We start from the raw sequence: 24,635 nt of genomic DNA, 5'->3' as shown, positions 1-24,635 counted from the left end.
GGGGTGGACGCAGGAGGTGTCCGCTCGCGCCTGGTGTGGCTGGTGCTGTTCCGCACCGTGGCGGCGAGCCTCTCGCTCGTCATCACGGTGGCGCGCCTGCTCTTGCAGCCCTACCAGGAGCCCAGCCGCACGGACACGCTGTCGCTCGCGGTCATCATCGCCGCGTACGTGTCCACGGTGGTGGTGGGCCTGCGGCTGCGGTGGGGGCGGGCGGGGAAGCTGGACGCCTGGGTGCAGGTGGTGGGTGACATCGTCATCGCCACCGGGCTGGTGTACCTCAGCGGCGGCGCGGACTCGCCCCTTACCTTCCTCTACAGCCTGGCCGTCATCGGCGCGGCGGTGGTGCTCGACTGGCGCGGCGCGCTCTGGGTGGCCGCGGCGTCCGCGCTGTCCTTCTCCGGCCTGGTGATGGCGCCGTTGTTCGCGGACGGCACGCCCGTGGCCCCGCTCCTGTCGAGCCGGGGGCTGTTCGTGCTGGGCAGCAACCTGCTGGCGCTCGCGCTCATCGCCGTGCTGGCCGGCTACCTGTCGCGTCAGCTCTCCGCCACCGGCGGGGCCCTGTCCGCCCGCGAGGCCGACCTGCGGCGGCTGGGGCGGCTGCAGCGGCAGATTGTCTCCTCCATGCCCTCGGGGCTGGTGACGTGCGACGCCCGGGGGCGCGTCACGTACGTCAACCCCGCGGGCTGCGCCATCCTCCAGGTGGAGGAGGCGGGCAGCGTGGGCATGGAGCTGGAGATGCTGATGCCCGGCGTGTCCGGGCTGGCGCCCCGCTCGCCCCGCAGCGAGCTCGTCGTGGGGACGGGCAGCGGCCGGCGCATCCTCGGCCTGTCGGTGACGCCGCTGGAGGGTGAGCAGGGGGCGCTGCTCATGGTGTTCCAGGACCTCACCCGGCTGCGGCGCATGGAGGAGGACCTCAAGCGCGCGGACCGGCTGGCGAGCCTGGGCGCGCTCTCCGCGCAGCTGGCGCACGAGCTGCGAAACCCCCTGGCGGCCATGCGAGGCTCCGCGCAGCTGCTGGCGCAGGACGCGCGGGACGAGATGGGGCACAAGCTCACCAACATCCTGCTGCGCGAGTCGGACCGGCTGGCGCGGCTGGTGGAGGAGTTCCTGCGCTTCGCCCGCCCGCCGGAGCCGATGCGTCGCCCGGTGGCCCTGGACGCGCTCCTGGTGGAGACGGTGGACATGTTGCGGGTGGACCCGCTGGCGCGGGACGTGCGGATGGAGGTGGCCGCTCCGGAGCCGCTGACGCTGCCGGTGGACCCGGACCAGCTTCGTCAGGTGCTCATCAACCTGGTGCGCAACGGCTTCCAGGCCGCGGGCCCCCGGGGTGAGGTGAAGGTGGCGCTGGCGCGGACCGAGCAGGAGGCGCGCATTCGCGTCTGGGACTCGGGGGGAAGCATCACGGAGGAGATGATGGGGCACTTGTTCGAGCCGTTCTTCACCACCCGGGACGGGGGCACGGGCCTGGGGCTGTCCACCGCGCACTCCATCGTCCGGGCGCACGGTGGCGCCATTCGCGTGCGCTCGAGCCGGGACGAGGGGACGGAGTTCGTGGTGGAGTTGCCGCTGTGACGATTCCGCAGGCAGTGGAGGGCGGCGTGCGCGGGCACGTCCTGGTGGTGGACGACGAGCTGTCCATGCGCGAGTACCTGGAGCTATTGCTCCACCGCGACGGCTACGCGGTGACGAGCGTGCCCGGCGTGAAGCCCGCGTGTGAGTCGCTGGAAGGGGTGGACCTCGTCATCTGTGACATGAAGCTGGGCACCGGCAGCGGGCTGGACGTGCTGCGCGCCGCCCGGTCCCGCCCCGAGCCCCCCGAGGTGGTGCTCATCACCGCCTATGGCTCGCCGGCCGCCGCGGTGGAGGCCATGCGCGAGGGCGCGTACGACTACATCTGCAAGCCCTTCGACAACGAGGAGCTGCGGCTGCTCGTCCAGAAGGCCCTGGAGAAGCGCCTGCTACGCCAGGAGAACAGCGGCCTCAGGGCGCGGCTGTTGCCCGGCCTCGGCGTGGCGGTGGGGCAGAGCTCGCGCATGCAGGCGGTGTGGGCCCTGGTGGAGAAGGTGGCTCCCAGCCGCAGCACCGTGCTGGTGACGGGCGAGAGCGGCACCGGCAAGGAGCTGGTGGCCCGCGCCATCCACATGCGGGGCAGCCGGGCCTCGCAGCCCTTCCTCCCGTTCAATTGCGCGGCTCTCAACGAGGGCACGCTGGAGAGCGAGCTGTTCGGCCACATGAAGGGCTCCTTCACCGGGGCCACGCACGAGCGCGCGGGGCTGCTGGTGTCCGCGGGCGAGGGCACCGTCATGCTGGACGAGGTGGGGGAGATGCCGCCGGCCACGCAGGTGAAGCTGCTGCGCGTGCTCCAGGAGCGGAAGGTGAAGCCGGTGGGCAGCGCGGCGGAGGTGCCCTTCAAGGCCCGCGTCATCGCCGCCACCAACCGGCGGCTGGAGGCGGAGGTGAAGGCGGGGCGCTTCCGCGAGGACCTCTTCTACCGCCTCAACGTGATTACGCTGGAGCTGCCCCCGCTGCGCGAGCGCGCCGGGGACATCTCCCTGCTGGCGAGCTACTTCCTGTCGCGCCTGGCGGAAGAGCTGGGGCGGCCGGCGCTGCGCTTCGCGCCGGAGACGCTGGCGCTGCTGGAGCGCTACTCCTTCCCCGGCAACGTGCGGCAGCTCCAGAACATGGTGGAGCGCGCGGCCACGCTGTCCGACACGGACCTGCTGGGCCCCGCCACGCTGCCCCCGGCGGTGCGCGGTGAGGCGGAGCCGGCGGTGACCGCCAACGATGGCGGCGAGCCGCGGCTGGGCGCGGGCTTCAACCTGGAGCGCCACCTGGACGACAGCGAGCGGCGCTACCTGCTCGTCGCGCTGAAGCAGGCCGGCGGGGTGAAGACGCGCGCGGCGGAGCTGCTCGGGCTGTCCTTCCGTTCCTTCCGCTATCGCCTGGCCAAGCACGGCCTGACCGACGACCTGGAGCCGGGCGGGTCCGCCGAGGCCTGAGCCCGGACCAGGATGGGGAAGGGGCGTGGCGCCCGGGGATCGCGGCTCACGGGGACGAGGGCCACCAGCGGTTCGCGTCCCTCAGTGCCGGCAGGAGCTGCGCGCCTGTTCCTGACTCCATCGCCCGCTGGAGCTCCTCCGGGGTGCTCCGCCGCCCGTCGAGCCACTCCCCGCCGTCCCACCGCACGCTGCCGTGGCGGAGGCGGAAGCGCAGCAGGAGCGGAGGGCTGAGGAGGGCGTACTCACTCGGCTCCTCCCGGTCGTACTGCATGGACAGCGCGCGGGGGTTGCCCGACTCGCGCAGGAGCGACACGCCGTCCGAGTACTGCGAGGGCGGAGGTGACATGCCCGCCGCGTCCAGGAGCGTGGGCATCACGTCCACGTGATGCGTGAGCTGCTCGAGCCTGCGCGGCGCCTGGCCGGGGATGGAGAGCACCAGCGGGACGTGGAGCTGGGCCCGGGACAGGAGCGAGGTGTGGCTGAAGCGTCCATCCTCCCAGAACGACTCCCCGTGGTCTCCCGTCACCGCGATGATGGTGCGCTCCTCCAGCCCGCTCTCGCGCAACCGGGTGAGCAGCTCCCCCAGCAGTGCGTCCACCCGATGGAGGGCGTTGCGGTAGCGGTTGAGGAGCTCGGTCCGCCGCTCGACGAGCCCCGGGTCGGAGAGCGCCACGTCAGCGCCCGCGCTCGGCCGGAACACCTCCCCGTCCGCGGGCACCTCGTAGGGAAAGTGGGTGCCGTTGAAGAAGAGGAAGGCGAAGAAGGGCTCGGGCCGCGAGACGAGGAACTGCTTCGCCTCGTCCACCATACCGCGGTCCTGATTCGGGAAGCCCCAGTGCCCCCCGAGCGCGAGCTCCCGCCGCAGCACGTGCCGGTCCAGCCCGAACCAGGTGGGCGCGACCGAGCTGGTGGCCGTCACCCGGTAGCCCGCGCGCTCGAGCAGCGCGTAGGGGACCGGAGGCCGGCGCGCGTCGGTCATCGGCCCCCATGCGCGCGGCGACAGGCCGCTGAGCAGCGAGAAGAGCCCCAGGTGGGTGCAGTTCGAGGAGGAGTAGTGCTGCTCGGCCCACCAGGAGCGGCGCGCGAGCGCGGCCAGGTGGGGCATGGTCTCCGGGTCCACCTGCTCCGGCCGCAGGCTCTCGATGCCCACCAGGAGGATGTTGTAGCGGGGAGCCCCCTCTGGCGGCCGCCACGCCTCGAGCTCCGGGGCCGGGTAGCGGAAGGTGCTGGGGCGCGGCTGCGCCTCCCGGTCCACCGCCGCGTCCCGGCCATAGGCACCCTTCCACCCGAGCACGGCCTCCACCGCGTCCGCGGGAAACTGGAAGGCCACCCAGCTCGCGAGCGGAAAGAGCGTCGCCGGGTCCGAGCGCTCCGTGTACACCCCCACCGACGCCGCGGCGGAGACCCCGCGCTCGGCGAGCGCCACCGCCGTGGCCACGAGCGCGAGCCTCCGGGCCCAGGTGCGCATCGCCGTGGCGTGCGCGGAGCGGGACAACCACCCGGCGGCGGCCGCGAGGGCACAGGCCGCCGCCAGGGCCCCTGCCCCAAGCAGCAGCGCCTGCGCGCGGGCCGTGGGCGGCAGGCCAATCTGCGCGAGCGCGTCCGGCTGTCGCAGCGCCTGGAGCGTCTGGCCATCGAGGTGCAGGCGGGTGAGGTGGAAGAGCGGACGGTCCAGGAGCAGCAGCCACAGCTCGCCCCAGGCGAGCGCCGCGGACGCCCCCAGCGCGCCCCACCCGGGCAGGAGCGGCCGCGCCACGAGCCCGGCGAGCAGCACGCTGAGCCCCAGCAGCAGCCCCAGGGTGACGGGGACCACCTTCACGGCGACCGCCACGGGCCAGGGCAGCCCCGCGAGGTCCGCGTAGCCCAGGTAACCCCACAGCAGGGCTCCGCTCGCCAGCGCGTGGAGCACGGCGAGCACGGCCAGCGCGGTCCCCGGCCGGGGCGCGCCTCCACCGCGCCACCTCAGTCCCATTCATGCCCCATGTTGTCGTCCGTCACCGGCACCGCGGCGTCCGTGCGGCGCAACATCCGGGGACGCGCCTCCAACGACCCGGAGACGCGGGCCTCGAGCGCGTCGAGCGCCCGGCGGTCCTCCTCGCGCCCGGCCTCGAACACCGGGACGCCATCGATGCGCATCCGCAGCATCGCCGCGCGCCACCGCTCCAGGTCCACCTGGATGGGGGTGTCCGCGACGGCGAGGCAATGCGCCACCCCGACCGAGTACGGGAACACGTCCGTCGCCGTGCGCGAGGCCCGGTGTGACGCCGTGGTGTTGAAGAAGTAGACGCCGCCGGGCGAGAGGTGGGCCTTCACCAGCTCGTTGAACTCGCGCGAGAGCACGTGCGCGGAGCCGCCCGCCCAATGCACCATGGTGTTCGCCACGATGATGTCGAAGCGCGCGTCGGGATGGGTCGTCAGCCAGCGCCGCCCGTCGTCGAACTCGATTCGCACCTTGGGGTTGTGCGCCAGCGAGGCGACCTGCGGGTAGTGCGCCAGCAGGTCCCGGTACCCGGGATTGATTTCCACCACCGTGAGCTCCTCGACGCCCGGCAGGTTCGCGACCACCTGCGCCCAGGAGCCGGAGCTCAGGCCAATCATCAGCACGCGACGCGGCGCGGGGTGGAGCGCGGAGAGCGCGTATGCGCGGAAGATGAGGTTCTTGTCCGTGCCCCGGGGGTCGGTGTTGAACACACCGTCGTAGGTGCCTCCACCGTAGATGGTGCCGTCGGGGGCCACGGTGATGACGCCGCTGCGGTTCTCCACCACGTGCGTGAAGCGGAAGCCCGGCTCCGTCTTCGCCTGGAACTGCACCCGCTCGTAGAGCCGGTCGAAGAGGACCGGCCCCGCCGCGAGCAGCCCGCCGCCTCCCACCCCCACCGCCACCAGCGCCCCCGCCAGCTGGCGGCGTGTGAGGCCGCAGCCCGCGAGCAGGAGCGCCGCCCCCAACATGCTGCCGCCCAGCAGCACCGCGGAGATTCCCGCCGTGGAGAGCACGTCCATCAGCCAGAAGCCGGTCAGGAGGCTGCCGGCCGCCGAGCCCACGATGTTGGCCACGTAGAGGTACGAGACGCGCGCGCCCGCCCGGGTGTCCGCGGGGACGCCGAAGTGCGCCACCAGGGGGAAGAGCGCGCCGAGGAAGATGGTGAGCAGCCCCATCCACGGCGCGGGCGAGCCCTCCGTGAAGGTGCACGCGGCCGCGAACCCGGGGATGGACAGGTAGGCCACCCCGTTGGCGAAGACGAAGAAGGCCGTCACCAGCCGCAGCGGGCGGGTGCCGGTGGTGGGGCTCGTGTCGCGGCAGAGCACCTGGCTCCACAGCGAGCCCAGCGCGAGCCCCAGCAGGTACGTCCCCAGCAGGAGCGGGAAGCTCGAGGCCAGCGCTCCGTTGGCCACGCCGTAGACGCGGAACCAGAGCAGCTCGTAGGAGAGCGAGACGAACCCGGAGAAGGCGGCCACCGCCAGGGCGACGAGCAGTCTCATGCCCGCCCCCGCCGCAAGACGAGGGAGACGAGCAACGCGACGCCCAGGTTGAGCCCCGCGGCGAGCTGCACCGTGCCCGCCTGGCCCAGGTGGCTCATGACGAAGAAGGCCGCGGCGAAGGAGGCCGCGGCCGAGCCCAGCGTGTTGACGAAGTAGAGCGCCCCTACCGACCGCCCCACGTTGCCCCAGAGCCGCACCGCGAACGCCACCAGCACCGGCAGCGTCGCGCCCATCAGCGTCGTGGGCACCAGCACGAGCAGGAGCGACACCACCCCCGTCCCCAGGGTGCCCATGCCCAGCGTGAGCGCCCCCACCTTCTCGATGAGGGGCAGGGACACCAGCCCGAACAGCCCGATGGCGGCCTCGACGAGGCAGAAGGCCAGGAGCGCCGGGCGCCGCGGGTCGCGCGAGTACACGCCCCCCAGCAGGCTCCCGGCGCCAAGTCCCACCATGAAGGCGGTGACGATGACGGTGACCGACTCGACGTTGGTTCCGTAGTGCGTGAAGAGCGCCCGCTGCCACACCGTCTGGTAGAGCAGCGCGGAGAAGCCGGAGGCGAAGAAGACCGGCGCCACCCACCGGAGTGGGAGCACGCCGGCCGCGGACCGTGGCTCGGCGAGAGGGTCCATGACGGGGGATTCTGGGACGAGCGGCTCGGGTGCGGACAAGGTGGCCCGCATCCTATGTCCTCTCTTCCTGCCTGATGCGTCCCGTGACCGGTGCGGGCCGCCTGTCGGCCCGCACCACCGGCAGGCGCGAAACACCCGCACGGCCCCGGGCACTCGCCGCCGCATCTCGAGGAGACGTCACCGGGGACGACCGCCGCTTACGTGGCGAGCGACAGTTCTCGTCAGTCCCGCTGCCCAATTTTGTCAGCCCTGCATTCCCGATTCCTGAGCCCCGGCTCTCGCTCCACGGAATTCAGCCACTTGGGCATGTTGATCCTCCTGGCATGCCGAGTGCTAATGTTCGCGCCGGGCGCAGTGCCCTTGCCAAAACCTCCCCGAGGACCCCCAATGCGCGTCTCCCGCTTCAACCCCCGCAACCGTGGCTTCACGCTCATCGAGCTCATGATCGTGGTCGCCATCATCGGAATCCTGGCCGCCATCGCCATCCCGAACTTCCTCAAGTTCCAGGCGCGCTCCAAGCAGTCCGAGGCGAAGACCAACCTCAAGGCCCTGTACACCGCGCAGAAGTCGTTCTTCTCCGAGAAGGACCGCTACTCGATGTTCGCCAACGAGCTCGGCTTCGCGCCCGAGCGCGGCAATCGCTACGGCTACCTCGTCGGCCTGAACGGTGCGAACGAGGACCGCTCCCTCGCCACCATCACCAACCCCGCGGGCCAGGGCGTGTCGAGCATCTCCTTCGACGTGTTCCGCTTCAAGGGCACCACCTCGATTCCGGCCCCCTCCGTGGCCAACTACGCCCCGGATACCGCGAACGCCACCAAGATCTTCGGCGTGCAGCCGGACGTGGCGACCTGCCCCAACTGCAACTTCTTCGCGGGTGCGCAGGGCAACGCGGACAACGAGCCCACTTTCGATGACTGGGTGATCGCCGGCTTCGAGGGTCACGGCATCGTGGGCGGCTGCTCCGAGGAAGGCAACGTCTCCTCCGGCACCCCGTACAACACGCGCAACGACGTCGCCTGCGACTGATATGGAATGAACGGTGGCCCGACCACTGTTCTTCGGGCCGCCTTCCTTCCGGAGGGCGGCCCTTCGCCTTTTCAGAGTTCCAGGATGCTCATGCGGATTGTCGTGCTGTGCCTGGCTGTCTGCTCAATCGCCCTGATGGCGGACAAGCCGGCCAAGCCCTTGAGAACGAAGGACGGCCCCATCCTGCCCCGGCGGGAGATGCTCGAGGTGCTGGGGGCCGCGCAGAAGCCGCTGCTGGCGGACTTCTACTGGCTGCAGGCCATCCAGCAGATGGGCCGCGCCAATACGGACACCGAGTACCGCGACGTCTTCTTCTACGCGGACCTGGCGACCGACCTCGACCCGAAGTTCCGCTACGTCTACGAGTGGGGGGGCGTCGCCACGCCCTTCAACCTGGGGCGCGAGCAGTGGGTGAACACGGATTTGTCCTCCCGGCTGCTCAGCAAGGGGTTGTCCGTGTTCCCGGACGACCGCCGTTTCCTGTTCCAGCTCGCGTACAACAAGATGACGTACGATCGGGACTACAAGGGCGCGGCGGAGCTGCTCACGGCCCTCTCGAAGTTCCCGGACACGCCGCCCTACGTGGCCCATCTCGCCACGCGCCTGTACGCCCAGGCCGGCAGCTTCGACTCCGGCCTGCGCATGGCGGAGATGCTGCGCGACAGCGCCGAGGACGAAGAGTCGCGGGCCTTCTATGAGTACCGCATCAAGGAAATCCTCCGTGAGCGGGTGCTCACGGAGATTGACCACGCCATCGAGTCCTTCGCGAAGGACCGCGGCCAGCGCCCGCGCACCGTGCCGGAGTTGGTGCGCACGGGCTATCTGAAGGCCCCGCCCGAAGACCCACTGGAGGGCCAGTTCTTCATCGACCGGCGGGGGCGCGCGCGCTCCACGTCGGGCCTGTACAGGTTGGAGATGTACGACGACACCAAGAAGAAGGAACTGAAGGAAGACCTTGCCGCCGGTGGCATCGTGTTCGGCGAGTCGGAGGATGCACGATGACGGCGGCTTCGATGATGGCGGCTCCGGCGGAGCCCCTCGTGTCCGAGGGCAGCGCGCCGGTTCGCATCCGCGGCCTGTCCAAGACGTACCGGGTGGGCTTCTTCCTCAACAAGCAGGTGAAGGCGCTGCAGGGCCTGGACCTGGACATCATGTCGGGGCAGGTCTACGGGTTGCTCGGTCCCAACGGGGCGGGCAAGTCCACCACCATCAAGCTCCTCATGGGGCTGGTGCGCGCGTCCCAGGGGCAGGCGCTGCTCTTCGGTGAGTCCCCGGACCGCCCGCACGTGCGGCGGCAGGTGGGCTTCCTGCCGGAGAACCCCTCGCTCTACGAGTACCTCACCGGGCGCGAGTTCGTGACGCTGGCGGGGCGCATCTTCGGGCTGAGCGGGCATGACCTGGACCAGCGCGTGGAGCGTGTGCTGGGCGAGGTGGGCATGGGACGCGCGTCGGACCTGCAGATCCGCCGCTACTCCAAGGGCATGGTGCAGCGCACGGCGCTGGCCCAGGCCCTCATCAGCGGGCCCCGCCTGCTGGTGCTGGACGAGCCCACCTCCGGCCTGGACCCGCTGGGCCGCCGGCAGATGCGCGACATCATCCTCGCCGAGCGCGAGAAGGGGACGACCATCCTCTTCTGCACGCACATCATCTCGGACGTGGAGGCCCTGTGCGACCGGGTGGCGGTGCTGGTGGGGGGGCGGCGGGTGCAGGAGGGCAGCGTGCAGGAGCTCGTCTCGGCACGGGCGCCCTCGGTGGAGATGGTGGTGCAGGGACTGCCGCTGGAGCAGCTCCAGTCGCTGGGCTTCGTGTACGAGCAGGCCCAGCAGCTGGACGGCCGGGTGATGCTGCGGGTGCCGGACGCGGATGCGCACCCCCTGCTCCAGGCCATCATCAACCGGGGCGGACGCATCAACCGGGTGCAGCCCGCGCGCTTCTCGCTGGAGGACCTCTTCCTGGAAGCGATGAAGCAGGCGGGTGGACAGACCGTGGGTGGGGAGATTCAGTGATGGGTGCTTTTACCGCCATGGCGTGGAACGGCTTCCGCGAGGCGCGGCGCAACCGGGTGACGGTGCTCGTGGGCGCCTTCGCGCTGGTGCTGCTGTTCGCCACCACGTTGGTGACCGAGGTCACCGTCAGCACGTTCGACCGCGTGGTGACGGACTTCGGCCTGGGGGTGATGAGCCTGCTGCTCGTCTTCCTCTCCATCTACCTGTCGTCGGGGCTGCTCAGCCGCGAAATCGAGCGGCGCACCATCTTCCTGATGGTGTCCAAGCCCATGTCCCGCAGTCGCTTCCTGCTGGCGCGGCTGGCGGGCAACATGCTCACCCTGGGCGTGCTGCTGGTGGCCATGACGCTGCTGTTCTGGCTGCAGCTCGTGCTGAACCTCGCGCCCATCACCCAGCCGCAGCTGGCCGCGTTGTGGGGGCTGTACCTGGAGCTGTTCGTGCTCACCAGTGCCGGCTTCCTGCTGTCCACCTTCGCCAGCCAGCTGGTGTCCGCGCTGGTGACGACGGGCCTGTACTTCGCGGGCCACCTGAGCGCGGACATCTACAACCTGGGCACGAGGTCCAAGAGCGAGCTCGTCGCGTGGATATGCAAGGCGACCTACTACGCCCTGCCCAACCTGGAGCGGCTGAACTTCCGGCCGCGCGCCACGTACGTGCTGCCGGTGGCGGCGTCCGAGCTCGCCACGGCCACGCTCTTTGCGCTGGGCTGGGGCGCGCTGTTCTGCGTGCTGGCCACGCTCGTGTTCGAGCGGCGCGACTTCCGCTGAGCGCGCTGTAGAATCGCGGCCACGCGATGCCGACCCTCCCATCAGGCTGGATTGAGCCCATCTTCACCCTCTTCCTCCTGGTGCTCGGGCTGTGCATCGGCAGCTTCCTCAACGTCGTCATCGCGCGAGTCCCGGAGGGCCTGAGCATCGTCCGGCCGGGCTCGCGCTGCCCGAAGTGCGGCCATGTCCTCGCCTGGTACGAGAACATCCCGCTGCTGTCCTGGCTGGCCTTGAGGGCGCGCTGCCGCGGGTGCGCCACCCCCATCTCCGCGCGCTACCCGCTGGTGGAGCTGCTCACGGGGCTGCTCTACTTCGCGTGCCTGCGCCGCTTCGGTTGGACGTATGAGCTGGTCCCCGCGCTGGTGCTCGTCACGCTGCTGGTGCCGCTCACCTTCATCGACCTGGACCACTGGATTCTCCCGCTGTCCATGACGGTGTCGGGCACCCTCGCGGGCGTGGCGCTCGCGGTGCCAAGGGGCATGGGGGCCTTCTGGGACGCGGTGATTGGCGCGGCGGCGGGCTTCCTGGCCTTCCGGCTGATGGAGTACGTGGGCTGGAAGGTCTTCAAGAAGGAGGCGCTCGGCGCGGGGGACAAGTACCTCGTCGCCATGCTGGGCGCGTTCCTGTCCTGGCGCGCGCTGCTCGGCATCCTCCTCTTCGCCTCGATGCAGGGCGCGGTGGTGGGCATCCTGATGCTGGCCCTGACGGGCCGGGCCGGGCCGCGCACCGAGGAGCCGCCGGCCCCAGTGAAGCCGTCCGGTGACGAGCCGTCCGCGGACGAAGCGTCAGGAGACGGGCCTCCGCTCACGATGACCTGGGACTTCACCCGGCCCGGACTTCCCCTGTGGAAGCGGCTCGTGCTGGTGCCGTTCTGCCTGCTGTTCCAGCCCATCCCCGACGCGCCGCTGGACGAGGAGGGGCAGGAGGAGGACTGGGTGCCGGACCGCACCAGCATTCCCTTCGGCCCGTGGCTGGCGCTGGCGGGGCTGGAATTGCTGCTGCTGGGCCCCTGGCTGGCGCGGGTGCTGCCTCCGGACATCGCGATGATGCTGGGCGGCGGATGAAGTGGCGCATCGCCAGCGTGGCCTTCCTGCTGGGCTCGCTGTCCACGGGGCTCACCTGGCTGTCCGTGCAGCCGCTCCTGATCCGGTTGATGGACGCGGTGCGCCGGCTGGCGCCGCACGGCAGCGCGGATGCGGAGGCGCTGGGGCGGGTGAAGGCGCTGCTGCCGCTGGCGCTCGGGCTGGACCTGGTGGTGCTCACGGTGCTGGCGTACGTGGTGCTGGACCTGACGGTGGGCCGCCCGCTGCGCAGCACGGAGGCGGTGGTGGAGCAGTTCGGCCGGCTGGAGCTGGACCCGCACCTGGTGCCCACCCAGGGCGGCCCGCTGATGTCGCGCATCCAGCGCGCGCTGCAGCGCATGGCGGAGGCGCTGCGCACGGAGCAATCCCTCACGCGCTCGCAGATGGCGTCCCTGCGCGAGGCCAACGCCCGGCTGGCGCGCGCGCAGACGGAGCTGGTGTCCTCGGAGCGGCTGGCCACGGTGGGCCGGCTGGCCGCGGGCGTGGCGCACGAGGTGGGCAACCCGCTGTCGGGCATCCTGGGCTACGTGGCGCTGGCCCGGATGAAGGCCACCACGCCGGAGCTGAAGGACTTCCTGGAGCGCATCGACCACGAGGTGCAGCGCATCGACCGCATCATCCGCGGGCTGCTGGATTTGGGGCGCCCCGGGGCTGCCTCGCTGGGGCCGGTGGAGCTGGGCACGGTGGTGGAGACGTGCGTGCGGCTGGTGCGTGCCGCGCCGGAGCTGACCGGCGTGCATGTGGAGCTGGCGCTGGAGCCGGGGCTGCTCGCCCGGGCGGACCCGGGGCCGCTGTCCCAGATTGTCATCAACCTGCTGCTCAACGCCGCGCAGGCCATGGGAGGGCAGGGGAGCGTGCGCGTCCGCACGCACCGCGAAGGGGACGAAGCGCGGCTGGTGGTGGAGGACATGGGGCCGGGCATCCCCGCGGACGTCATGCCCCGCCTGTTCGAGCCCTTCTTCACCACCAAGGGCCGGGAGGGCACCGGGCTGGGGCTGGCGGTGTCCTTGCGCCTCGCGCAGGTGATGGGCGGGCGGCTGCTGGCGGAGAATGCCCCGGAAGGCGGCGCTCGCTTCACCGTGTCCCTGCCTGCCCCGTGAGGGGAAAAGGGCCCCCCTACCGGCCAGGAGCTATCGGCCCCCGTCGCGCTGGGGGATGATGCCCCGGAGACGGCCATGTCCTTGTTCCGCACCATCCTCGTCGCCGACGACGAGCCCTCCATCCGCCACATCCTCACGCTGGTGCTCACCGACCGCGGCTATGACGTGCGCGCGGTGGCGGACGGCGACGAGGCCCTGCGCGAGCTGGCCGCGCGCGACTACGACGTGCTGCTGTGCGACGTGCGGATGCCGAAGAAGGACGGCCTCACCGTGCTGCGCGAGGCACTCGCCCTGCACCCGGGCCTCACCGCCGTGGTGATGAGTGCCTACGGCTCGCAGGAGCAGGCGCTGGAGGCCGTCTCCGCCGGTGCGTTCGACTACGTCCAGAAGCCCTTCAAGCCGGAGGAAATCGTCTTCGTCCTCCGCAAGGCGGAGGAGCGCGAGCGGCTGGTGCGGGAGAACCGCCGGCTGAAGGAGGCCAGCCTTCCTTCCGCGCCGGACGGCCACATCCTCGGCGGGAGCGCCGCGCTGCACGCGGTGCTCCGGCAGGTGGCGCGCCTGGCCCCGGTGGACACCACGGTGCTCATCAGCGGGGAGAGCGGCACCGGCAAGGAGCTCATCGCCCGCGAGCTGCACTCGCGCAGCCGCCGCGCCGCCATGGCCTTCGTCGCCGTCAACTGCGGCGCCATCGCCTCTGGCCTCATCGAGAGCGAGCTGTTCGGCCACGCCAAGGGCGCCTTCACCGACGCGCGCTCCGCCAAGCGCGGCCTCTTCGCCGAGGCCGACGGCGGCACCCTCTTCCTGGACGAGGTGGGCGAGCTGCCGCTGTCCGCCCAGGTGAAGCTGTTGCGCGTGCTCCAGGAGGGGGAAATCCGTCCGGTGGGGGAGAGCCGGGTGGAGAAGGTGGACGTGCGCGTGGTGGCCGCCACGCTGCGGGATCTGGGCAAGCTGGTGGAGAAGGGCGAGTTCCGCGAGGACCTCTACTACCGCCTCAACGTCGTCAATCTCCGGATGCCGCCCTTGCGCGAGCGCCGCGAGGACGTGCCGCTGCTGGCGCGCGCCTTCATCTCCCGCTTCAACCGCGAGCTGAACCGCGAGCCGCCCGTCGAGGGGCTCTCCCCGGACGCCGAGGCCCTCCTGGCCGCGTACGCCTGGCCCGGCAACGTGCGCGAGCTGGAGAACGCCATGGAGCGCGCCGTGTTGCTGGCGGACACACCCCTCATCCTTCCGTCCAATCTGCCCGACAAGCTGTGGGCCGCGCCCCCACCCGGACCCACGGGCACGGCGTCGGGGCCCGCGGGTGCGTCGGCGGGCGCCGCGCTACAGGCAGGTACGGACCTGTCGCTCAAGCGCGCCATCCGTGACCTAGAGGAGTCCTACATCCGGGCGGCCCTGCGCAAGACGAAGGGCAACCGCACCCGCGCGTCGGAGCTGCTGGACATCAGCCACCGTGCGTTGCTGTACAAGATCAAGGAGTACGGCATCGACCCGGACGCCGAGGCGGAGCGGGGCTGAAGGGCCTGGGGCGTGGCCTCTCCCCGGACATCGCCTGCCTGCCTGCATTTGACGGAACACGCCCGGGGCCGGAAAATCGGGCCTTCGCGACGGTGTTGAGGGGCCCGACGCAGGACTGGTGCGCGGCTTCCGTCCGTCCGGAGGGCAGGCGGGCTCCAGGCACTTTTTAGGAGGGGTTGACGGCCAGTGTTACGCTGGCCGCCTCTCGACGGAGTCAAGCATGGCGAAGGGCAAACTGGCACTCGGCCTGGACATCGGTTCGACGTCCATCAAGATGATTCTCCTCAAGGAGCAGCGCAAGCGCGGCGAGGTCGTCTTCGCGTTGCAGAGCTTCGGGATGAAGCCGCTGCCGCCGGAGGCCATCGTCGACGGGGCGCTGATGAACTCCACGGCCATCGTCCAGGCCGTGCAGGAGCTGATGTCCGAGCTGAAGGTGAAGGGCAAGGACGTCGCCATCGGCGTGTCCGGCCACTCGGTCATCATCAAGAAGATTCAAATGCCCCGCATGTCCCAGGACGAGCTCGAGGAGAGCATCCAGTGGGAGGCGGAGCAGTACATCCCGTTCGATGTGAAGGACGTGAACATCGACACGCAGATCCTCGACGGCGGCGGCAACGACGCCACCGGGCAGATGGACGTGCTGCTGGTGGCCGCCAAGAAGGACATGATCAACGACTACACCACCGTGGTCTCCGAGGCGGGCCTCGCGCCGGTGGTGGTGGACGTGGACGCCTTCGCCGTCCAGAACATGTTCTCCGTCAACTACGACCTCCCGGAGAAGGAGACCGTGGTGCTCATCAACGCGGGCGCCTCGGTGGTGAACATCAACATCATCGCCAACGGCGTGACGGTGTTCACCCGCGACGTCACCATCGGTGGCAACCAGTTCACCGAAGAAATCCAGAAGCAGCTCAACGTCTCCTACGAGGAGGCGGAAGCGCTGAAGATTGGCGGCAACAGCTCGGACGCGGACGCCGTGGTGCCCCAGGAAGTCGAGCGCGTGCTCTCCAGCGTCGCCGAGCAGGTGGCGGGTGAAATCCAGCGTTCGCTGGACTTCTACGCGGGCACCGCCGCCGACTCGAACTTCAGCAAGGTGTACCTGTCGGGCGGGACGGCGAAGATTCCCGCGCTGTTCAAGACCATCGAAGCGCGCACGGGCGTGCCGGTGGAGATCCTCAATCCCTTCCGCAAGATTGAAGTGGACAACCGCAAGTTCGACCCCGCGTTCATCATGGACGTGGCGCCCATGGCAGCGGTGGCCGTGGGATTGGCGCTCCGGCGCCCGGGCGACAAGATTGCCTGACCGGTCCACCCCTTAGGAGACGACGCACATGATGATTCGCATCAACCTGCTGCCCGTCCGGGCGGTGAAGAAGCGGGAGATGGGCCGGCAGGTGCTGGTCCTCTTCGCCCTCGTGCTGGTGGGCGCGGGCGTTGGCAATTACTTCTGGTACGCGGACCGGGACGACGAGCTCACACGCCACCGTCAGGGCATCACCCAGACGCGCGCGAAGATCGCCGAGCTGGAGAAGGTCATCGGCGAGGTGAAGAACATCAACGCCCGCAAGGCCGAGGTGGAGAAGAAGCTGGCCGTGCTGGACTCGCTGCGCAAGGGGCGCAACGGGCCGGTGCGCATGCTGGACGCGCTCGCGTCCGCCACCCCGAAGAAGGTCTGGCTGAAGACCTTCAACGAGTCCAACAACGCGGTCGCCATTGACGGCGCCGCGGTGAGCCACGACGAGGTCGCCGAGTTCATGCGCGGCCTCAATGGCGTGGTGTGGACGCCGAAGGGCATGGGCCGCCTCGTCGACCAGCGCCGCGACAGCAAGACGGCGCGCGTGGAGCTGCTCACGGCCGAGGCCACCATCGAGGAGTTCCCGGCGACCCAGGTCACCCCCTTCTTCAAGAACATCGACCTGACCAGCGCGGTCCAGAGCAAGGCGGCGGCGGCCCAGCCCGGCGCGCCCGCCCTGGTCGACTTCAAGATCACGCTGCAGGCCAACTACGCCATCTGAAAGGCCCCACGCCATGGACAAGTACCTGGATCAGTTCGCCAAGGCGCCCCCTGCCACCAAGTTCGGCGGCCTGGCCATCGCAGTGATTCTGATGACCGTCGCCAACTTCTTCATGGCTGTCTCGCCCACCGAGGACGCCATCAAGATCGTCATCTCCGAGCGGCGCACGCTGGACCTGGAGCTCGCGGAGAAGAGCGAGATCGCCCAGAACCTCAACGACCGCCGGCGCGAGATGGACGTGCTGGAGCAGAAGCTCGCCGAGGCCCTGACGGAGCTGCCCGAGAAGAAGGACATCGAGGAGCTGCTCGCGCAGATCAACGACATCGGCAAGAAGAGCGGGCTGGAGATCTCCAGCGTGACGCCGGACAAGGAGTTCGTGGGCGGTGGTGAGTTCTTCGCCCGCATCCCCCTGAAGATGACGGTCAGCGGCAACTACCACGAGATCGCCCTCTTCCTTCAGGAGATGGCGAACATGCGCCGCATCGTCAACGTCAACAACATCAAGCTCGATTCGCCGGCGCTCAAGAACGAGAAGGTCGTCCTCCAGAGCAGCTTCCTGGCCACGACGTTCCGCTTCGTCGAGCAGCCCAAGAACGGGTCTCAGAAGAACTAGAAACTTGATCCGCCCGGAAAGTAGGGCGACAAGGGGATTGAGGATGAAGACGTTCAAGGCCACCATGACCACCGCGGCGCTGGCGCTTTCGCTGGCGGCATGCGACGACGCGCCGCCGCCGGCTCCGGCAGCGGCAAGTCCCGTTGCCGCGGCTGCTGCTCCGGCCAAGGCGGCACCCGTCGCGGTGGCGGAGCCCGCGGCAGTCCCGTACGTGTACACGTACAACCCGGTGGGCAAGCGAGACCCGTTCCGCAGCCCGGTGGATGAAATCGGGCCCATCACGCCCAGCCCGGTGACCTCGTGCAACGAGCCACTGTGCGCCTTCGACCTGGACCAGCTCAAGCTGGTGGCGGTCGTGACGGGTGACGCCAACCCCATCGCCATGGTCGAGGACCCGGTGGGTCGCGGCCATATCGTGCGGCGCAACACCCGCGTGGGGCGCCAGGGCGGGAAGGTGACGCAGATCCTCCGTGACTCGGTGACGGTGACCGAGGTGTTCTCGGGCAACGGCGAAATCATCAAGAATCCGGTGACGCTGCAGCTCAAGCCCGACGATAAGCAGGACCCCGCCTACAACATGATGACGGGCAAGAACTACGGGGAGTAGCGCCCCCAAAGGCGCTCCCGCGGGCGGTCGCCCGCTTCCAACTTGTTGAGGGGACGCATGCTCGAGAAGAGCGCTGTGACGAGGGGCAAGTGGATGTTGGCGGCCGCGTGGGCCGTCATTCTTGTGGGCGCCAGGGTACAGGGCGCCGAGCTCAATACGCTGCGCGACCTGGATGTGTCGCGCACGGGTTCCGGGGCCCAGGTCGTGGTCACCGGCACCCGTCCGCCGACCTTCACCGTGTTCCGCCTGAGCGGACCGGAGCGGCTGGTGGTGGACCTGTCGTCCGCGGACGCCACGGGCATCAAGGGCCACCACGAGGGCTCCGGCCCGGTGGCGGGCGTGGTGGCGTCGCAGTTCTCGGACGAGCGCGCGAGCGTCGGCCGGGTGCTGCTGGCGCTGGACAAGGCGTCCCAGTACGACGTCCGCGCCGACGGCAACCGCATCGTCATCTCCGTGGACGGTGTCGCCCAGCCTGCTCCCGCCGAGGCGAAGCGTGCCGAGCCCGAGGCCGTCAAGGCGCCCGCGGCCGTCGCGTCCGCGCCCACCCCGGCGAAGCGCGCCGAGCCCGAGGCAATCAAGGCCCCGGTGGCCGTGGCGGCTGTCGCCGCCGTGAAGCCGGCCGAGCCCGCCGTCGTCGTGGCCGAGGCCCCGCGGGAGACCGTGAAGCCCGAGGCGCCCGCCGCGAAGCAGGCCCTGCCGGAGAACGTGGTGGCGGCCGAGGCCGATGAGCGCGAGGTCGCCCACCCGGCGCAGCGCATCACCGGCCTGACCTTCGCCGACGACACCCTGCGCATCCGCGCGGACGGCGACATCGCCCGCTACGAGGTGCTGGAGCTGGCGGACCCGCCGCGGCTCGCGGTGGACCTGTACGGCGTGGGCCTCGCGGCCCGTGCCCCGCGCGTGAGCGGCGGCGCCCTGAAGGACGTGCGCGTGGGCGCGCACTCGGACAAGGTGCGCCTGGTGCTGGACGTGCGCGGCAACATGCCGGCCTACCGCGTGGACCGGGCCTCCCGGGGCCTGGAGGTGGTGCTGGGCGGTGCGGTGGCGCGCAAGGCGGCGCCCGCGCCGGAGCCCACGGAGATGATGGCCTCGGTGACCGAGGTGGAGCCCCTGCGCTCCACCCCCGAGCCGACCGCGGCGCCGGCCACGACGGCGGCGGTCGAGGTGAAGGACCTCTCCTTCGAGGAGAGCGGCGCGGGTGGCCGCGTGGTGCTGAAGCTGTCCGGAACCGCGGCGTGGAAGGTGGACCGGCCGGACCCGCGCAGCGCGGTGCTGACGCTGGACAACGCGCGCCTGCCGAAGAAGCTCGAGCGCAGCCTGGACACCAGCGCGCTGGAGACGCCGGTGAAGATGGTCAGCGCCTTCAGCGTGCCGGGCGAGGGCCGCCGGGTGCGCGTGGTGGTGGCCGCCGACGGCGCCATCGAAGAGAAGGTGACGCAGAACGGTGGCACGCTGTCCTGGCGCCTGGACGTGCAGGGCGTGAAGACGGAGCAGGTGGCCGTGGCGCCGCGCACCGCGGGCTTCACCGCCGAGGCGCCCGCCTACGCCGCCGAGGGCGCGCCGCAGCAGGCCCGCTACCGCGGCAAGCGCGTCTCCTTCGAGTTCAAGGACATCGACATCCAGAACCTCCTGCGCGTCATCGCGGAGATCTCCAAGCGCAACGTGGTGCTGGCGGATGACGTGAGCGGCAAGGTCACCATCCGGCTGCGCAACGTGCCCTGGGACCAGGCGCTGGACCTCATCCTGCGCACGAAGCAGCTGGGCAAGGAGGAGTTCGGCAACATCATCCGCATTGCCCCGCTGAAGACGCTGGAGGAGGAGGCCCGGCTGCGCCAGGAGCGCAAGAAGTCGCTCCAGCAGCTGGAGGAGCTGCTGGTCAACCTCATCCCCGTCAACTACGCGGTGGCCGGCGACATGGCCTCGCGCGTGAAGGACGTGCTCAGCGAGCGCGGCTCGGTGACGGTGGATCAGCGCACCAACGTGCTCATCGTCAAGGACGTCCGCTCGAACACGGAGAAGGCCCGCGCGCTCGTGCGCAGCCTGGACACGCAGACGCCGCAGGTGCTCATCGAGAGCCGCATCGTGGAGGCCAACACCACCTTCAGCCGCCAGCTGGGCGTGCAGTGGGGTGGCCAGGCACTCGCGACCGCGGCGGCCGGCAACTCCACCGGCCTCATCTTCCCCAACTCGGTGGCTGTCACCGGTGGCTCGCCGGGCACGGGCGGCAACGGCCTGCCCTCCACGCCGAACTTCGCGGTCAACCTGCCGGCCTCGGTGGGTGAGGGCGCCGGTGGCGCGCTGGGCTTCGTGTTCGGCTCCGCGGGCGGAGCGCTGCAGCTCAACCTGCGGCTGTCCGCGGCGGAGAACGAGGGCACGGTGAAGACCATCTCCGCGCCCAAGGTGACGACGCTGGACAACAACACCGCCCGCATCAGCCAGGGCGTGTCCATTCCGTTCAGCCAGACGTCCGCCCAGGGTGTGAACACCACCTTCATCGAGGCCCGCCTGTCGCTCGAGGTGACGCCGCACATCACCCAGGACGGCAGCGTCCTGATGTCCATCAACGCCTCCAACAACCAGCCGGACCCGGGCAGCACGGGCGCCAATGGTCAGCCCTCCATCCAGCGCAAGGAGGCGAACACGCAGGTGTTGGTCAAGGACGGCGACACCACCGTCATCGGCGGCATCTATGTCCGTCGTGGCAGCACCTCCACCTCGCGGGTTCCGTTCCTGTCGAGCATCCCGGTGTTGGGCTTGCTGTTCAAGAACCACACGGAGCGGGATGACCGGCAGGAGCTGCTCATCTTCATCACGCCCCGCATCCTCAACCGGCAGACCATTGCGCAGAGCCTCTAAGGGCTTGTGCGGCCTCTCCAGGAAAGCGTTCGCCCTATGAAGATGAAGCACTCGGTCATCTCGGCCCTGCTGGCGCTTGGTATGAGCGCCTGTGTCGAAAGCACGCCCTCCCTCCAGATTGGAAGCGCCTCCGCGCAGGCTGCGAATTGCAACATCACGACGGCTACCGGAACCGGGCTCCTCCGGGGCACCGTCAACCTGGGCTTCCCGGTGGGGGGCTACCCGCTGGTGCTGGCCGTCACCTCCAACCTGCAGAGCATCCCCCTTGAAGTGGGGGAGCAGCCGGTGGGCGCCGACGAGGACCTCAACACCATCTACATCACCCACCTCGTGTTGAGCTACTCGTCGCCGACGGCGGGCCTGACCTTCACCGACTCCAGCTCCAGCGTCCCCATCTACGGAACGCTGACCGACGAGGGCAACCTCCTGATCAACCTGTTCACGGCGGAGACCTTCCAGGACGTGAAGGACTTCGTGGGGGTCGGGGAGTCCGCTGAAGTCCTCGTCACCGTGCAGCTCAAGGGCGAGCGCGCCTCGGGCGACGAGCTGGACTCCAACGAAATCGTCTTCCCCGTCACCGTCTACAACGTCCCCGCCGCCAGCCTCGAGGCCGGCGTCTGCGGGCCGGGCAAGCGGTTCGCGGCGCCGACCGAGCCCTGCGACCAGCGCGGTCTGAACAACGTCGTGCCCGTGTGCGAAGACATCCCGACGACTCCTTGAGCCATCGCGCTTGACCGGCCGCCGCCCGCCTCCTAAGAGCCCAAGACCATGTCCTTCCGCACGCACCTCGAGTCGGTGGTCAACCAGGTGGACGGAGCCCTCGCCTGCAGCGTGATGGGCTTCGACGGCATCTCCGTCGACACCTTCCAGCGGGACGAGGCCGCGGAGCTGGACCTGGGCGGCGCCTGGGTGGAGTACGCCAACCTCCTCACCCAGCTCCGCCATGCCGCGGAAGTCCTCAAGACGGGCGCGGTGAGCGAGGTCAGCGTCAACAGTGAGAAGGTGCTGACCGTGATGCGGCTGGTGTCACCGGAGTACTTCCTGGTGCTCGCCCTGCGCGCGGACGGCAACTTCGGCAAGGGCCGCTACGTGCTGCGTGTGACGGCCCCCAAGGTGCGCGCCGAGCTCTAGCCGCGCGCCCTGTCAGGCAGTCGTCCGGACGACAGAACCGGTCGCTCCTTTCCCCTTCCCATGGAAGGGGGGCATGGGCTACACACCCCCGACTTTTCAAGCTTTCGAAGCTTTGAGTGTGAAGGAGTGGCTCCCCATGGCCGGGTTTGTCGATACGTCCGAGTTCCGCAATGGTCTGAAGATCGAAATTGACGGTGAGCCGTTCGTAATCGAGTACTTCCAGCACGTGAAGCCCGGCAAGGGCTCCGCCTTCGTGCGCACCAAGATTCGCAGCCTCCTCTCCGGGCGCGTCCTGGAGCCCACCCTCAAGTCCGGCGACAAGGTGGGCGTGCCGGACATCGAGGAGAAGGACATGCAGTTCCTGTATGTCCAGGGCGAGGACTTCTACTTCATGGACACCCGCAACTACGAGCAGACCTTCCTCGGTGAGAAGGTGCTCGGAGATGCAAAGAACTTCCTGAAGGAGAACATCACCGTCGGGGTGGTCTTCTGGAACGGCAAGGCCATCGCCGTGAACATGCCCAACTCGGTGGACCTGAAGGTCACCGAATGCGACCCGGGCGTGCGGGGTGACACGGTGTCCGGCGCGCTCAAGCCCGCCAAGCTGGAGACGGGCTACACCGTCAGCGTCCCGCTCTTCATCAACGAGGGCGACGTGCTCAAGATCGACACGCGTGACGGCAAGTACCTGACGCGCGTGGCCACCGGCGGCTAGCCCGCCGCGCACGGCGACTTCGGACGGAGGGGAACGCGAGAATGGCAACGAAGCGCAAGTCGACCCGGGCGGACGCGCCCGCGAGCGCGCCGACCGGTGGCGCGCGCGATTCAGGCAACACGTCCCTGGACGTGGATGCCCTGCGGCAGATCGTCGAAATCCTCGAGGCCTCGGACGTGACGAGGCTGGTGTGGAAGCGCGGCGAGGAGAAGCTCTTCATCCGCCGCGGCCACGCACCGGAGACCACCATCGTCCACCACGCGGCGCCGGCTTCGGCTCCCGTGGGTCCGGGCGTGGAGTACACCACCCCCACTGCCTCCCGGCCTACCGCGCCCGCACCGGCTCCCGCCGTGGCGGCGGCTCCCGTGCCGGCAGCGGAGAAGCCCGGCCACCAGGTGACGAGCCCCTTCGTGGGCACGTTCTACCGGACGCCGGCGCCCGACCAGCCCGCCTTCGTCGATGTGGGCTCGGTGGTGAAGAAGGGCCAGGTGCTCTGCATCATCGAAGCAATGAAGCTGATGAACGAAATCGAGTCCGAGGTGTCCGGCCGCGTGGCGGAAATCCTCGTGGAGAACGGCCGCCCGGTGGAGTTCGGCCAGGCGCTGTTCCGTATCGAGCCGGCCTGAGCGCCTGGCGCGCCGCTCTCGCGTCCTGTGCGAGCGGCGCGCGCCCCAGGCCCGGCCCCTGACGGGGAGACACCCACGTGTTCAAGAAGGTGCTGATCGCCAACCGCGGGGAGATTGCCCTGCGGGTCATCCGCGCCTGCCGCGAGCTGGGCATTGCCACCGTGGCGGTGCACTCCACGGCGGACGCCAACGCGCTGCACGTGCGCTTCGCCGACGAGGCGGTGTGCATTGGCCCGCCGTCGTCCAAGGAGAGCTACCTCAACATCCCGCAGCTGCTCTCCGCGGCCGAAATCACCCGCGCGGACGCCATCCACCCGGGCTACGGCTTCCTGTCGGAGAACGCCGAGTTCGCGGAGGTGTGCGAGAACTGCAAGATTCGCTTCATCGGCCCGCGGCCGGAGATGCTGCGGCTGATGGGCAACAAGGTCCGTGCCCGCGCGGCGGCGCGCGAGGCGGGCCTGCCGCTGCTGCCCGGCAGCCCCAGCACGGTGAAGGACCCGCGTGAGGCGGAGGCCTTTGCCCGGGAGATTGGCTTCCCCGTCATCCTCAAGGCGGCCGCCGGTGGTGGCGGCAAGGGGATGAAGATCGTCCGCGAGCCGGGCGCGCTGGCCCAGGCGTTCTCCACCGCGCAGGCGGAGGCCGTGGCGTCCTTCGCCAACGGCGACCTCTACATCGAGCGGTACGTGGAGAAGCCGCGCCACATCGAAATCCAGATTGTGGCGGACGAGCACGGCAACATCATCCACCTCAATGAGCGTGAGTGCTCGGTGCAGCGCCGGCACCAGAAGCTCATCGAGGAGAGCCCGTCGCCCGCGCTCACGCCGGAGCTGCGGCGGAAGATGGGCGAGGTGTCCGTGCAGGCGATGAAGAAGCTCGCCTACAACAACGTGGGCACCATCGAGTACCTCCTGGACGAGCGCGGCGACTTCTACTTCATGGAGATGAACACGCGCATCCAGGTGGAGCACCCGGTGACGGAGCTCGTCACGGGCATCGACCTGGTGCGCGAGCAGATCCGCATGGCCTACGGCCACCCCCTGCGCTTCAAGCAGGAGGACATCCAGATTCGCGGCCACGCGATTGAATGCCGCGTCAACGCGGAGGACCCGATCACCTTCGCCCCCTGGCCGGGGAAGATTACCGGCTACAGCGTGCCGGGCGGCTACGGCGTGCGGGTGGACTCGGCGGCCTACGAGAACTACACGGTGCTGCCGTACTACGACAGCCTGCTGGCCAAGCTCATCGTCCACGCCGAGGACCGCGAGACGGCCATCCGCCGCATGCAGCGCGCGCTGGGCGAGTACGTGGTGGAGGGCATCCGCACCAACATCCCCTTCCACCGGGCCGCGCTGGCGGAGGAGTCCTTCCAGGAAGGCCATTACGACACCCGCTTCGTGGAGCGCCTCCTGGCGAGCGAGACGGGCACCCGCCGGCTGAAGAAGGCCGTTGAAGAGACGCCGTAGCG

22 protein-coding genes are annotated in these 24,635 nt (G+C 69.8%); 19 read left to right on the top strand and 3 right to left on the bottom strand.

Going from position 1 to position 24,635, the window contains the following annotated elements:
• Positions 1-3: 3 nt before the first annotated feature.
• Both G4D86_RS18925 and G4D86_RS18920 read left to right on the top strand, forming a co-directional pair.
• Entirely contained in the window at positions 4-1,572 is a 1,569-nt protein-coding gene (locus tag G4D86_RS18925) for a two-component system sensor histidine kinase NtrB (protein WP_240360335.1), read from the top strand.
• Positions 1,569-2,999: a sigma-54-dependent transcriptional regulator gene (locus tag G4D86_RS18920; protein ID WP_476705409.1), complete on the top strand. Its 1,431-nt coding sequence runs from the start codon at positions 1,569-1,571 to the stop codon at positions 2,997-2,999. The genes G4D86_RS18925 and G4D86_RS18920 overlap by 4 nt, the downstream gene beginning before the upstream one ends.
• Positions 3,000-3,045: 46 nt before the next feature.
• Here the strand turns inward: G4D86_RS18920 and G4D86_RS18915 are convergent, their stop codons facing one another.
• The 3 genes from G4D86_RS18915 to G4D86_RS18905 are packed head-to-tail and all read right to left on the bottom strand — an operon-like array spanning position 3,046 to position 7,108.
• On the bottom strand, positions 3,046-4,971 hold the full coding sequence (locus G4D86_RS18915; RefSeq protein WP_163995372.1) for a sulfatase: 1,926 nt from the start codon (positions 4,969-4,971) through the stop codon (positions 3,046-3,048).
• Positions 4,962-6,479: a fused MFS/spermidine synthase gene (locus G4D86_RS18910; RefSeq protein WP_163995371.1), complete on the bottom strand. Its 1,518-nt coding sequence runs from the start codon at positions 6,477-6,479 to the stop codon at positions 4,962-4,964. Before G4D86_RS18910 ends, G4D86_RS18915 begins: the two co-directional genes overlap by 10 nt.
• On the bottom strand, positions 6,476-7,108 hold the full coding sequence (locus G4D86_RS18905) for a fused MFS/spermidine synthase (protein ID WP_163995370.1): 633 nt from the start codon (positions 7,106-7,108) through the stop codon (positions 6,476-6,478). Before G4D86_RS18905 ends, G4D86_RS18910 begins: the two co-directional genes overlap by 4 nt.
• 387 nt (positions 7,109-7,495) lie before the next feature.
• Between G4D86_RS18905 and pilA the strand changes: the two genes are divergently transcribed.
• The 17 genes from pilA to accC all read left to right on the top strand — a co-directional run bounded on the left by pilA (position 7,496) and on the right by accC (position 24,633).
• Positions 7,496-8,137, top strand: coding sequence for a type IV pilin protein PilA (gene pilA / locus G4D86_RS18900; RefSeq protein ID WP_163995369.1), 642 nt, complete (start codon positions 7,496-7,498; stop codon positions 8,135-8,137).
• 90 nt (positions 8,138-8,227) lie between these two features.
• Positions 8,228-9,139: an ABC transporter gene (locus G4D86_RS18895; protein WP_240360334.1), complete on the top strand. Its 912-nt coding sequence runs from the start codon at positions 8,228-8,230 to the stop codon at positions 9,137-9,139.
• A complete protein-coding gene (locus G4D86_RS18890; protein WP_420821861.1) occupies positions 9,136-10,143 on the top strand; it encodes an ABC transporter ATP-binding protein in 1,008 nt (335 codons plus the stop codon). The genes G4D86_RS18895 and G4D86_RS18890 overlap by 4 nt, the downstream gene beginning before the upstream one ends.
• Positions 10,143-10,910: an ABC transporter permease gene (locus tag G4D86_RS18885; protein ID WP_163995367.1), complete on the top strand. Its 768-nt coding sequence runs from the start codon at positions 10,143-10,145 to the stop codon at positions 10,908-10,910. The genes G4D86_RS18890 and G4D86_RS18885 overlap by 1 nt, the downstream gene beginning before the upstream one ends.
• A gap of 26 nt (positions 10,911-10,936) precedes the next feature.
• On the top strand, positions 10,937-11,974 hold the full coding sequence (locus G4D86_RS18880; protein ID WP_163995366.1) for a prepilin peptidase: 1,038 nt from the start codon (positions 10,937-10,939) through the stop codon (positions 11,972-11,974).
• On the top strand, positions 11,971-13,092 hold the full coding sequence (locus G4D86_RS18875) for a sensor histidine kinase (RefSeq protein WP_163995365.1): 1,122 nt from the start codon (positions 11,971-11,973) through the stop codon (positions 13,090-13,092). Before G4D86_RS18880 ends, G4D86_RS18875 begins: the two co-directional genes overlap by 4 nt.
• 75 nt (positions 13,093-13,167) lie before the next feature.
• Positions 13,168-14,607 (top strand): sigma-54-dependent transcriptional regulator, encoded by a 1,440-nt coding sequence (locus tag G4D86_RS18870; RefSeq protein WP_163995364.1) that lies wholly within the window; start codon positions 13,168-13,170, stop codon positions 14,605-14,607.
• A gap of 220 nt (positions 14,608-14,827) precedes the next feature.
• Positions 14,828-15,910, top strand: coding sequence for a type IV pilus assembly protein PilM (pilM, locus tag G4D86_RS18865; RefSeq protein ID WP_205519632.1), 1,083 nt, complete (start codon positions 14,828-14,830; stop codon positions 15,908-15,910).
• Between the two features lie 28 nt (positions 15,911-15,938).
• A complete protein-coding gene (locus G4D86_RS18860) occupies positions 15,939-16,622 on the top strand; it encodes a PilN domain-containing protein (RefSeq protein WP_163995363.1) in 684 nt (227 codons plus the stop codon).
• A gap of 13 nt (positions 16,623-16,635) precedes the next feature.
• Complete coding sequence (locus G4D86_RS18855) at positions 16,636-17,235, top strand: type IV pilus inner membrane component PilO (RefSeq protein WP_163995362.1); 600 nt, start codon at positions 16,636-16,638, stop codon at positions 17,233-17,235.
• A 43-nt stretch (positions 17,236-17,278) separates the two neighbouring features.
• Positions 17,279-17,842, top strand: a complete 564-nt coding sequence (locus G4D86_RS18850; RefSeq protein ID WP_205519631.1) for a pilus assembly protein PilP — start codon at positions 17,279-17,281, stop codon at positions 17,840-17,842.
• A 57-nt stretch (positions 17,843-17,899) separates the two neighbouring features.
• Positions 17,900-20,698 (top strand): type IV pilus secretin PilQ, encoded by a 2,799-nt coding sequence (locus tag G4D86_RS18845; protein ID WP_163995360.1) that lies wholly within the window; start codon positions 17,900-17,902, stop codon positions 20,696-20,698.
• A 36-nt stretch (positions 20,699-20,734) separates the two neighbouring features.
• Positions 20,735-21,418 (top strand): hypothetical protein, encoded by a 684-nt coding sequence (locus G4D86_RS18840; protein WP_163995359.1) that lies wholly within the window; start codon positions 20,735-20,737, stop codon positions 21,416-21,418.
• Positions 21,419-21,466: 48 nt separating this feature from the next.
• Complete coding sequence (locus G4D86_RS18835; protein WP_163995358.1) at positions 21,467-21,829, top strand: roadblock/LC7 domain-containing protein; 363 nt, start codon at positions 21,467-21,469, stop codon at positions 21,827-21,829.
• 136 nt (positions 21,830-21,965) lie between these two features.
• Positions 21,966-22,544 (top strand): elongation factor P, encoded by a 579-nt coding sequence (gene efp, locus G4D86_RS18830; RefSeq protein ID WP_163995357.1) that lies wholly within the window; start codon positions 21,966-21,968, stop codon positions 22,542-22,544.
• 41 nt (positions 22,545-22,585) lie between these two features.
• Positions 22,586-23,170, top strand: a complete 585-nt coding sequence (accB, locus tag G4D86_RS18825; protein WP_163995356.1) for an acetyl-CoA carboxylase biotin carboxyl carrier protein — start codon at positions 22,586-22,588, stop codon at positions 23,168-23,170.
• Positions 23,171-23,247: 77 nt separating this feature from the next.
• Positions 23,248-24,633: an acetyl-CoA carboxylase biotin carboxylase subunit gene (gene accC, locus G4D86_RS18820; RefSeq protein ID WP_163995355.1), complete on the top strand. Its 1,386-nt coding sequence runs from the start codon at positions 23,248-23,250 to the stop codon at positions 24,631-24,633.
• Positions 24,634-24,635 lie beyond the last annotated feature (2 nt).

It is taken from the genome of Pyxidicoccus caerfyrddinensis, assembly GCF_010894405.1.
GTDB lineage: Bacteria > Myxococcota > Myxococcia > Myxococcales > Myxococcaceae > Myxococcus > Myxococcus caerfyrddinensis.
The sequence above is the reverse complement of the archived record's forward strand: the minus strand, read 5'-3'. Positions and strand labels throughout refer to the sequence as shown.